This window comes from Zhongshania antarctica, from assembly GCF_014202945.1.
Classification (GTDB): Bacteria; Pseudomonadota; Gammaproteobacteria; order Pseudomonadales; family Spongiibacteraceae; genus Spongiibacter; species Spongiibacter antarcticus.
Window position 1 is genome coordinate 1 of the sequence record NZ_JACHHW010000019.1, and the last position, 11770, is coordinate 11770.

The 11770-nt window shown below is 47.2% G+C and carries 10 protein-coding genes; 1 reads left to right on the forward strand and 9 read right to left on the reverse strand.

Features of this window, described 5'->3' with window-relative positions; all coding sequences use genetic code 11:
- Positions 1–78: 78 nt before the first annotated feature.
- Together HNQ57_RS17485 and HNQ57_RS17490 are read right to left on the reverse strand one after the other, a co-directional pair.
- Positions 79–792, reverse strand: coding sequence for a TonB-dependent receptor (locus tag HNQ57_RS17485; RefSeq protein WP_184465198.1), 714 nt, complete (start codon positions 790–792; stop codon positions 79–81).
- Positions 793–1198: 406 nt separating this feature from the next.
- Entirely contained in the window at positions 1199–2068 is an 870-nt protein-coding gene (locus HNQ57_RS17490) for a metal-dependent hydrolase (RefSeq protein ID WP_184465199.1), read from the reverse strand.
- 206 nt (positions 2069–2274) lie between these two features.
- Between HNQ57_RS17490 and HNQ57_RS17495 the strand changes: the two genes are divergently transcribed.
- Positions 2275–3297, forward strand: a complete 1023-nt coding sequence (locus HNQ57_RS17495; RefSeq protein ID WP_184465201.1) for an AraC family transcriptional regulator — start codon at positions 2275–2277, stop codon at positions 3295–3297.
- Positions 3298–3415: 118 nt separating this feature from the next.
- Here HNQ57_RS17495 and HNQ57_RS17500 read toward each other — a convergent pair whose 3' ends face one another.
- The 7 genes from HNQ57_RS17500 to HNQ57_RS17530 all read right to left on the reverse strand — a co-directional run bounded on the left by HNQ57_RS17500 (position 3416) and on the right by HNQ57_RS17530 (position 11590).
- The gene (locus HNQ57_RS17500; RefSeq protein ID WP_184465203.1) at positions 3416–5545 is read right to left on the reverse strand and encodes a PQQ-dependent dehydrogenase, methanol/ethanol family; all 2130 of its coding nucleotides are present in this window, start codon (positions 5543–5545) and stop codon (positions 3416–3418) included.
- A 94-nt stretch (positions 5546–5639) separates the two neighbouring features.
- The gene (locus tag HNQ57_RS17505) at positions 5640–7082 is read right to left on the reverse strand and encodes a coniferyl aldehyde dehydrogenase (RefSeq protein WP_184465205.1); all 1443 of its coding nucleotides are present in this window, start codon (positions 7080–7082) and stop codon (positions 5640–5642) included.
- Positions 7083–7141: 59 nt separating this feature from the next.
- A complete protein-coding gene (locus tag HNQ57_RS17510) occupies positions 7142–7918 on the reverse strand; it encodes an SDR family NAD(P)-dependent oxidoreductase (protein WP_184465208.1) in 777 nt (258 codons plus the stop codon).
- A gap of 48 nt (positions 7919–7966) precedes the next feature.
- Complete coding sequence (locus HNQ57_RS17515; protein WP_184465210.1) at positions 7967–9112, reverse strand: acyl-CoA dehydrogenase family protein; 1146 nt, start codon at positions 9110–9112, stop codon at positions 7967–7969.
- Position 9113: 1 nt separating this feature from the next.
- Positions 9114–10364: a thiolase family protein gene (locus HNQ57_RS17520; RefSeq protein ID WP_184465212.1), complete on the reverse strand. Its 1251-nt coding sequence runs from the start codon at positions 10362–10364 to the stop codon at positions 9114–9116.
- Positions 10365–10381: 17 nt separating this feature from the next.
- Complete coding sequence (locus HNQ57_RS17525; RefSeq protein ID WP_338112943.1) at positions 10382–11179, reverse strand: enoyl-CoA hydratase/isomerase family protein; 798 nt, start codon at positions 11177–11179, stop codon at positions 10382–10384.
- A gap of 189 nt (positions 11180–11368) precedes the next feature.
- Entirely contained in the window at positions 11369–11590 is a 222-nt protein-coding gene (locus HNQ57_RS17530; RefSeq protein WP_226968315.1) for an AMP-binding enzyme, read from the reverse strand.
- Between the last annotated feature and the right edge of the window lie 180 nt (positions 11591–11770).

The window sequence follows — 11770 nt, forward strand, 5'->3', positions numbered from 1 at the left end:
TTTCATCTCTTGCCGGAGAAAAAAATGATGAGCTTACCTTCAGCTGACCCTTTCTTCTACTGCATCAGATGATGCACTTCAGATTTGAAACCACGTTAACTTATCAGACAGATCGCCTCGAATAGAGAATCGGGCCTGTTCGATATCTTTTTCACGAGAATTTTCTCCCGTCACCGTATTTTCAACAAAACCACCGTCATTCGACTTTCTGCCCGCAATTCGAAATGACCAGTTGTCACTAATTGGCCCGCCCAACGCCATTTCGTAACTGCGTAAATCTCGGTCACCACGCTCAGCAGATAGATATCCCTCCCACTCTTGAGAAGGTGTTCCGTGCTCAATTTTGATCACACCACCGGTTGCGTTCCGGCCATAAAGCGTACCCTGGGGGCCCTTCATTACTTCTACTTGCGCAAGATCCAAAAATCCCGGCTTAAGAAAGTCCAATCTAGGCACATAAACATCGTCCAGAATATAGGCCACCGCCTGTTCGCCGATCACATTCAACTCTGCCGTGCCAATACCGCGCATGTACACCGCATTGTAGTCAGTGTTAATAGACACGTTCGGTAGTAAATGGGCCATATCAGTAAGATCGGAGATTGCCTTATCGCGCATATCGGCACCCGCAAGAACAGTGATCGCGATGGGCACATCTCTAACGTCTTGCGAGCGGCGCTGCGCAGTGACAACGACTTCTTCAATTTTCAAAATTGGCTTATATTCTTCCTGCTCAGCGATAGCTGACACAGAAAATGCTGCCATGATTATAATCAATTTATTTTTATTCATAGGTCAAACAACACCTTTAACAGCATGAGGAACGAGATTCATCAATTCATTTCTGCACTCTATCGCACACGCACGAAAACCCAATTAGCATTTCAATCAATAATGTTGACCGAATCGCTGACCATTCAATAAAAGCGGATACCTAGGTTTTTATCGCGTACTGGACTATACCAACTACACCGAGTAGTAAATGCTGGGAAGTCCAGTGAGTAATCGCCGTTCACTGCTAGCACTGAGACACAACCGTATGACCTGAACATTTCCGGAGACTAATATGCCTGCAAATGTGAATCATCAGATAGGTCGCCACACCCTCACACTGTCGCTATGGCGCTTCATTAGAAAGGAGGCGCCCCATGGTTGCAACTTGGAAAAGCAACATCAGACAATTAGCAACTAAGTAATCTCAAACTTCCGGCGGTTGGCTGGCGTATAAATTATCGTTCCAACGCTTCATTGTCTGAATATCGTCATGGTCGAAGGTCAATGAATACCGAGGCGAAAGATATTCCATAAATCGAAATGCCAACATGCGAAAGATTCCGGGCTTGAACCATTTATAATAAAACAAATCCCAGCGATCTCTCAGGGTCGGCTTGCAACCAAAACCCTCAGCGATAACATTTACCGCGTCATCAAACATATAAAACAAATGACGAGACCGGAAGGCCATTTTCAATCTGTGCCAGTAGTTGTTTTTTCCGAAATAGAGGTACTGGTCATGGCTAACAGCCCCGTGTTCCGCCTCTTCTAGGAAGTGCCAGTGGAACACTCTTGCCGCTTGCTCATGCATGTCATCATTAAATTCCGGATTTTCATGCCAAACTTGTGCAAAGGAATAAAGCGAATGTTCACCGGCCGCGGCTACGCCCATCATGTCTACTGCCGTTAATCCCTCAGTCACTTTTTCGATGACTTTATCGTATATTTTTGTGACAGACTCAACGTCATAGCCGTTTTTTTCCAGATGTTGATTTAGCTTTCGATGTACCGACGAGTGCTGGGCCTCCTGTTTAATCATGTCACGACAATCCTGGAGTAACTTTTCGTCATTCTCGATAGTTTCTAAAGTAGGTAGCAGCGCCTTTATAAAAAAACTTTCAACTGGTGGTGCAGCCATGGAGAAGGCAGCCCAGAAATAGCCAATCAATGGACTACGTCCCTTAACAAAATCCACCGGAACATTGGAAAAATCCCAACGCAAGTCTTTTCTTATAGGGATATCAAATGGTGTTTGTGACGCCGTGGATGAAACATCCGTCAATTTATAATTCATTATCATCGTCCTAGAGGTTTCCTGTCTGTTGTATAAGGAATGACGTCAATTCTAGATAGTAAGCAAATGTAAAAGAATGATCGAAACAAACAAAAAGCTGTTGAAATTGACAATTTAGGACGACAATAGCATCCCATGTAATGTTGATGCTCAGAAGGCCTGTGAAATCGGCCTTCTTACCAATTATCAAGCCTTAGGCAAATACAATGTCGCAGCCGAAACCTACTTTTTGGAAGTACTTTCAAGAAATGCTGGTTGAATCAAACACTTCAAACTCGCTTGCGCTGGAGCGCCTTGAGGCGTTATTGCAAACCATAGGGAGCAACCCATTCGAAGGGCAACATGAAGAGCTCGCCGAAATTCTCCAGATCATGTCTGAGCTTCCTACCGGCCACGAATTAGCTTACCAAGCAGGCTCGAATATCCCAATGACCGCTTACGCCCCACTAGTAATACCCATGAAATTCGCCCCAACAATACGAGATAGCCTGAATTTTCTTCGCCGGTATCTGCACTTACAAGTGCCACTGATAGCAGTAAATTTTGACGAAGAAGAAGGAAGTGGGATTTTTTCTCTATCATATCGTGTCGCTCTTCCGGATCACGCCAGTACATTTCTCGCTACCGGCGCTTTCTCGGCACTGAATACAGACCTGTCTCTGATTACAGGGAGTAGTAGAAACTTTCAAAGCGTCTCACTGAAATATTGCGCCGCTGAGTATATTTCTACATTTAGCAAACATTTCGGAGTCACACCGATGGTCGGCGCTGACAAATATAGCGTTACGCTTTCCGAGAAATTACTTAATACACCCAATCCACTCGCCGACCCATTCTCATTCAATAGCTATCGAGAGGACTACGAAGAACAGCTTCGCATCAACCAGTTAGCACGCTCAAGGTCGGAAGAAATCCGCCAGGAATTAATGGCCCAAATTGACAGTCCGCCAAATCTCCGTGGATTGGCCATGCAACTGCATATATCGGAACGGCAGCTTCGCTTTTCACTCTCCAAGGAAGACACTAGTTACCGGAAAATATTGATGCAATGCCGAATTGATTATTCCCGCACACAGCTGGCGAACCCCAGAATGAATATTACAAATCTAGCGAATAAGTTAGGCTATAGTGATTTGACAGCCTTCATTCATAGCTTCAAGCGTTGGACAGGAAAAACCCCTAAAGAATTTCAAAACGAAATACTTTCCAATAACATTCAGAAAAGCTAATACCTAACTACGCTTAGTCAATGCGAAGCGGAATACAATCAAGTAAACCGCCACCAATATCCACTGACAAAACTTTTTCACCACACTTCCACTGCGGCAACATTGGCGTAATAGAGCCTCATTTTTTCTCTGACGCACTCTGCGTCGCATACGCTTTCGCCGCTTCCTGTAAGATATATTGACGAATCGCCTCAGCATCTTTCATATCTAAAATATTGCTAAAGCCCACCATACCTCCATCCTTCAAGGCTCCCCCGATGACTATACCTGGCCACATATCGTGGACCGCTTTGCTAGACTTACGCAGGTCGGGTATAACACCACCACTGACCGCTCTGTCGCCATGACATAGCTGACAATTACGGTGGTACAAGAGCATACCTTGATGCAGCACAGTATTATCTGCTGTAACCATTCCAGCCGGTGAGGGAATCGCGAAATTAGATTTCTCAATCACGGGCAGTTTTGAAGTGCCCCCCAGCTTATACACGAGGACACGAGAGCGATTTTTCAATTCGTATTGGGCGGTCAATCCCCCCAATATCGTCGCATACCCTCCGCCCCAACCTGCCGCGATCGCAATATATTGTTCACCATCAACCTGATAGCTAATCGGAGCTGCCATCGCATTCGTTTGCAACCAATGGGACCAAAGTTTCTCACCTGTACGACTGTTGTAAGCAGTAAGATAACCTTGTGGGTTTGCCTGGAATAACAAACCACCTGCAGTAGCCACCATACCGCTGGCCCCTACGTCTTTATGGTCAAATTGCCAAACGGCTTTTTGCGTTATTGGGTCCCATGCCAATATGAAGCTATTGAACATCTTGCGCATTGCCGGTCGAATTCCCGGCTGATCGGGAGCGGCAAGCCCCATCATATCAACGCCGAGATTTGAGGTGTCAGGCTTGTACTGTTTGTCAGACGGGTCCTGCGGATCAAGGTAGGACGCTAGAAAGTTCTGTGCAGGAATGTATACAAGGCCTGTTTCGGGCTCATAGGACATAGGGTGCCAGTTATGTCCGCCACCGGAACCGGGAGTGATGACTTTTGGCTCTGAGAAATCACGAACGCCGGGTAGCTCCACCGGCCGACCGGTTTTCATATCAACATGACTTGCCCAATTGATATCGACATAGTTGTTCGCTGATATCAGTTCACCGGTCTTTCGATCAATTACGTAGAAAAAGCCATTCTTCGGCGCCTGCATCAACACTTTTCGCAGCTTGCCTTCAATAACAAGATCCGCAAGCATAATGTGTTGAGTGGCCGTGTAATCCCAGCTTTCGCCTGGCGTAGTCTGATAGTGCCATACATAGTCGCCGGTATCCGGCCTTATCGCAACGATCGAAGCCAGAAATAGGTTATCACCTTCTCCATTGCTTCTGAGCTTGTGGTTCCACGGGGAGCCGTTGCCTACGCCAATGTAAAGCAGGTCAAATTCAGGGTCATAAGCCATGCTGTCCCAGACCGTACCACCGCCACCCCACTTCCACCACTCGCCATTCCACGTGGCGGCCGCCATCTTCATAGCATCATTTTCGAACCCGTCTGCTGGGTTACCCGGCACGGTATAAAAACGCCAGTGCATCTCACCGGTGATTGCATCGTAGGCGGAAACGTAGCCACGGACTCCCATTTCAGCACCACCATTGCCAATGACAACTTTGCCTTTTATTACACGCGGCGCACCGGTAATCGTATATGACTTTGTCGGGTCAACCGTCAGAACGTCCCAGGCTTTTTTCCCGGACGTGGCATCCAGTGCCACAAGACGACCATCAATAGTGCCTAAATATACATTCCCGCCATAATAGGCAACACCACGATTTACAACGTCGCAGCAAGCCTTAACCGCTGTTGCTCGATCAACCTGTGGATCGTAGTCCCACAATAGCTTGCCGCTCTTCGCATCTAAAGCATAAACAATCGACCACGAGCCTGTGACGTACATAACACCATCAACAACTATCGGCGTCGCCTCAACACCACGCTTGGTGGTCATATCAAAGGACCAGGCAAGACCGAGGTCGTTCACATTCGCTGTGTTAATTTGATCAAGCGGAGAATGCCGCTGCTCGTCATAGGTTCTGCCATGCGTTAGCCAATTCTGGGGTTCACTCGCCGCATTCAGCAGTCGGGCAGACGCGCTATCCTTTTCGATATTAGAATCAGTCGACTTTGAGGTGCAGGCAACTAGCAAGCTTGCGATGATAACAATCTTAAAAATATTGGGGTATGCAATCATTATTAAACAACTCCGGCGGCCCTATATCTGACCAGCTATTTATTAGAATTTTTAGGCTCGACATTTAACATCAGTGTCAAAACCCATTGTCGCCCTACAACCCCAACCAGTTTAGACAGCGGTATAACAGCTTATGTTTGGAAGTATAGGGCCCAGACAGTATGGCGCTGCTTATATAACTGGGGTATTTAAAAACGGGGCGCATTTTGCTGAACTCTGCAAACCCCTCATACCCATGATACTGGCCCATGCCGGATGCCCCTGCCCCACCAAAGGGGAGGTCATGCTGAAAGCAGTGCACTACACAGTTATTAATCGTCACTCCACCGGAAATTGACGAATAGACAACACGCTCCTGTATTTTTTTATCATGACTGAACAAGTACAGTGCCAGAGGCCTATCCCTAATCGCGATATATCGCAGAACCTCATCGAGATTATCGTAGGGAATGACCGGTAAAATAGGACCAAATATTTCTGTTTTTAGCAGCTCACAGTCTTCACTAGGGTCAATCACAATATGCGGTGGAAATTTTCGATTAACGTCATCGAAACTGTCCTCGCTCATCAAATTGATTACCGGAGCCCCTTGATTCTTTACCTCCTCCAACCAACGTCTAAGACGCTGGTAAGAGTCGGTATCAATAATCGAAGTATAACCCTCAGGATCTTTTACATCCGGGAAATACTGATTAGCAGCTTGCTGAACTAAGACGACAAATCGATCGACTTTATCACGCGGAACAAAAACATAATCAGGAGCCAAACAAGTTTGCCCCGCATTCATATACTTGTATTGCGCAATACGTTGCGCCGCTTTTTCCAATTCAAAATCATCGCATACAATAGTCGGAGACTTGCCGCCGAGTTCTAGCGTGACCGAACACAGATTCTGCGCAGCAGCGGCCATCACGGCTTTACCCGTAGCTGGCGAACCGGTAAACAACATATGATCGAAGGGTAAGCTGGAAAAATCACTGCCTTTAGCGTCCGGTACGATAGCAAAAATAGCTTCATCAAACTTCTCTTTGACGAGCCCATGCAACAAATCGCGTAAATGGCTCGAATTTTCAGCCATCTTTACTACCGTTCGATTTCCAGCGGCCATCGAAATAGCCACCTGGGTTATTGTCATAAAAACAGGGTAATTCCACGGTACTATCACGCCCACCACACCTTTTGGCTGTGGGATAACACGATTTTTTCCGCCGTAAAATAACGTCACTTTACGTCGCAGTGGTTTCATCCATGTTTTTAAATGCTTTTTTATTTCACGAAGACCAGAGTGAGAGCCAAATAATTCAACTAACGTCGTCTCCCCCCATGGACGATGGCCATAGTCCAGCGCAACAGCTTCAATAATTGCCTGTTCATTTTCAGAGAGCAAAGACTGTAAGGAAACGATATTTTTCAAACGCTGCTCATACGAGGGGTAAGGGTCGTCTATATAGGCTTTGCGCTGCAAACTATAAACCCGTTGCGCCTCTGTCTGGGGCGCAGCGATGTGATATTGAATAAGATGCGATTTTACCGGCACAAAAACCTCCAAAAACTGATGACTTAGGTAACTATTTTTATTCCTGTCATTCTAGCGTGCTATCTCGCCTGTAAAATTGTTGCAGCATCAAGACGTAGGCAACGGCCGTTCACATATGAATTTTCCGCAAGATAAGCACATGTGTGTGCAAACTCGTCCATATCCCCCATACGCTTTGGCGCCTCAACCATATCGATCAAGGACTGCTGCACTTTTTCATCCAGTGACTTAACCATCGGCGTACCAAACAGTCCCGGCGCAATAGAGTTCACTCGAATTCCTAGCGGCCCAAGCTCCCTAGCTGCAGGGATATTCATACCGTTGATACCTGCTTTCGACCCGGAATACGCCGATTGCCCTACTTGCCCTTCAAATGCAGCACCCGACGAAATATTAATAACAACACCCCGTTCGCCATTGCTGTCCGGTAGGTTTTTAGCCATTTGTTCAGCGCACTTAGCCATCACATTGAATACGCCAGACAAGTTTACCTGGATAACGGTTGCAAATTTCTTCAAGCCTGACGCCCTGCCGTCTCTATCTAGAATTTTGCAAGGAAGGGGAATTCCCGCCGCGTTGATATCAACGTGAATGGCACCAAATTTGTCCATGACAGCGGCAATGGAAATATCAATACTATTTTCTTCGGTGACATCCGTCTCACAGAAAATTGCGCTATCTTCACCTAGCTCTGCGACAGTAGCCAAGCCTGCCTCAACATTTTTGTCAAACAGAGCAACTTTTGCGCCCTTTTCCCTTACCATATATTTGGCAGTAGCCTGGCCCAAGCCCGATGCGCCACCGGTAATTACGATTACTTTATCCTGTAAATTCATACCTACTCTCTATCTATAAAACTGCAAATGAGCTAAATACTTCCGCTTTTAGCGAAAGGCTTGAATTCCTGTCATCGCACGCGCAACAATCAACTTTTGAATTTCAGTAGTCCCATCAGGAATCGGTCCAATAATCGCCTCGCGCAGTAAACGTTCGACAATAAATTCTTTAGTGACACCGTTTCCGCCATGAATTTGCAATGCATCTCGAGCGGCTTCCAAGCCAATTTCAGTTCCAAACCATTTTGCCATCGCACATTCTTTGTCGCAGCGAATCCCCTTATCAATCATATCTGCCGCGCGCAGCGCAAGCAGACGTGCAGCGTCAATTTTTGTAGCCATGACCGCTATCTTTTCAGCTACCAGCTGATGCCCCGCTATTGGCTTGCCGTGTTGCGTCCGCTCCTGGCTGTATTTAATTGCCTCATCCATTGCGCGACGTCCAATTGAGTATCCCCAAGCTGCCATATGACAACGAGCACGCTCGAAGGTAACTAGGGTGTTCTTTAGCCCCCCGCCAACTTCACCGATTACATTTCCCACAGGGACCCGTACGTCGGTTAAAAATATCTGCGCTGTAGACTGTCCGTTCAAAGCCATTTTAGGTATGCCACGTACCTCGTACCCATGCTCTTCACGATCGATAAGAATATGCGTTAGCTCTCCGGGCCCCGTCTTACAGGTACAGATAAAGACATCAGAGTATTCACCATTAGAAATCCAAGTCTTTTCACCATTAATAACCCAATGATCGCCATCGCGCACCGCCTTGGTGCTCACTGCAGCCACATCAGAACCGACATCCGGCTCAGAAATTCCCATGCTAATAAATAGGTCTCCGCTCATCAGACCAGGAAGATACTTGTCTCTTAAATGCTGCGGAGCTCCCTGAATTAATAGGTCCGCGCCGACGATGTTGATGACAATCGGGATGGCGATATCCATAGAGGTATACGCTACTTCTTCAAACAAGCGCAGATGCGTAACCCAATCCAAACCTAATCCCCCATGTTCTTCTGGATGGGGCGCATTAATCAATCCGAACTCCGTCAACTGCTTCATCCAGCCTGACATTTTCTCCCGAGGAATAAAGCCTTCGCCATGAGCAAGAAACTCCGGTTCAATCACATTATCAAGAAGCTTCCTCAGTCCGTCTGTAGCCGCTCGCTGCTCTTCTGTCATTTGAAAACTCATATCAAAGTCCTAATTCATTCGAAAATATGTTTACGGCAACCACGGCCTCTTCAATGCCATTAAGACCACCGCTGTTTTCATGGATCGCCAAGCGCGCACCATCAACTTGTCGCTTACCTGCCTCACCACGGAGTTGAGTCACTAGCTCATAGATCTGGCCGATACCTGAAGCACCGATTGGATGGCCCTTCGACTCCAAGCCGCCCGAGGTGTTAATGGGAATACGTCCACCAATGCTAAACTCGCCACGTTCTGCCGCCGGTCCAGCCTCTCCGTAACCAACCAGGCCGAGGTTCTCAGCGTGTATAATTTCTCCCATGGCAGTCGCATCGTGGACTTCCGCAACATCCATATCCTTTGGCCCCAAGCCAGCAATCTCGTAGGCCTGGACTGCAGCAAGACGCTCACAGTGCAATTCACGACTTTCGGCGGGTCGTCCCGTAGCACTGCGAATCACGGTGGCCAGCACTTTAATCGCTCGCTTCCGATCGGCTCCGATACGCTTTAGGCCTTCTTCGTTACACACGATCATAGCCGCCGCGCCGTCGGAAATCGGCGCACACATCGGTAGCGTTAGCGGATACGTTATAGGGGGAGCCTGCAGTACTTCATCTATCGAATAGGGCGTACGAAACTGAGCAAGCTCATTGTGTACTGAATGCTGATGATTTTTTGCACTAACTGCAGCGATTTGTCGCTGTGTAGTGCCGAATTCCTTCATATGATGTCGGCAGAATGCGGCGTAAACCGACATAAACACACTGTAAGGGCGTTCCGACTCGTGTCCCTCTGGCACATCAAACCCGAGCGCAGGCGCCAACAAGTCCTGTAAATTTTTAGCCGGGTCGGTTACGTCCCATCCACCATCGAACACCGAAAACATTCTCTGTTTATCGGGGATGTTCATTTTTTCCGCGCCGATGGCCAAGGCTACGTCGCAACTTCCAGCACGCAACATCTGTACTGCTAAGTGAAATCCTGAACTGCCAGAGGCGCAGGCATTTTCTATGTTAAAAATTGGAATACCTTCAAGACCGTTTTTACTCAAAACAATCTGCCCCGGCACAAACGTCTGTCCCTGTAGGTGTCCCTGTGTGGTGCCAGAGTAAAAAGCCGTTTCAATATCTGATTTATTGCAACCAGCATCCTTTAAGGCGGCGTCTAGAGCCTCTCCAGTTAGGCTATCTAGACTTCTATCGATATGACGTCCAAGAGGCGTCATACCCACCCCAACAATATAAATATTACTCATTGTGAATTCCTAATGGTTTATCGACCCTTAAAATCAGGTTGGCGCTTTTCTGCAAACGCTTGCAGCCCTTCCGCCATATCATATGAGCGCATATGCCGGCGCAGCATCACTTGCTCATGCTGTAGTGCGACATCGCGGCTTTCACCCTGTGTGGCATTGGCAACGATCTTCATACGCTGTAGAGCAATTGGGCTTTTTTGGGCAATACCCTCAGCTAGTTCCTGTGTGGCAGCTGCTAACTGATCTCCGGAGACAACCTCATTAACAAATCCGTAGCCTTTCATTTCATTCGCCGATAAGGTTTTTCCGGTAAGGAGTAAATATTTTGCAATATTTAGCGGGATCAAACGCGGTAAAATTGATGCACCACCAGCCCCCGGATACACACCAAAATTCGCGTGTGCATCACCTATTCTGGCGTCTTCATCTGCAATCACGATATCGGCACACATCGCGGCCTCTAAGCCGCCTGCCATCGTGGTGCCATTTAGCGAGGCAATAACCGGTTTAGGGAAATTGCGTAGCGCATCGAAAACCGCACAGATACGCTCGAGAAAATCAGCATCCCCTGGCGGCAAGGACCCACTGGCCAACACTTCCTTTAAATCTGCGCCCGCACAAAAAGCACGCCCGGTCCCTGTTAACACAAGCACCCGAATGGAATCATCAGCCGCTATTTCAGGTAAGTATTTCTCATACAAGGACGTCATTTCCAAAGAGATAGAATTCATTGCCTGCGGGCGATTCATAGTTAGCCACGCTACGGGCCCCCGTGTTTCATATTTCAATGCGGATTCCATACTCACCTCAATCATTTAAATAAATTCATATACCTGTTCCCCTCTCGCCAATACCGAGCGATAGGGCGAAAAGTCACTGCGAATCTCATCAACTATTATGTGCTGCGCGACGTTCTTTGAACTTCAAAAGACCTGCAGATAACAAATCGCTGCAACACGATAAAATTACTAACAACCTATAACTGCGTCGTGAATATGCGTTCCTCAGCCAACTTTTCTAGGTGAGTCCTTCCAGTAATCATCACGCACTTTACGCCGTAATACTTTACCCACCGCGCTTAAAGGTAGCTCTGAAACAAATTTCAGCGTCTTTGGCGTTTTATATCCTCCAAGCGATTGGCGAACATGCGCCATAAGCTCTTCAGAACTTACAGTCTGCTGTTCTTTTAACATTACTTCCGCATGAACAGCCTGAATAGCCCCCAAAACTTTAGACCACTCCGTTATTCAATTTGAAACGGTCTTCATACTGCCTTGGTGACAGCAATCCGTTTGTACCATGCTTGCGTGTTGTAGTGGTCAAGTAAAACTGGCCACGGTTTAGTGGCTAATCCAATACTGCCCCTCGGCTGCATTTGGGCTTAAACCACGGTTATGTTGATGTGG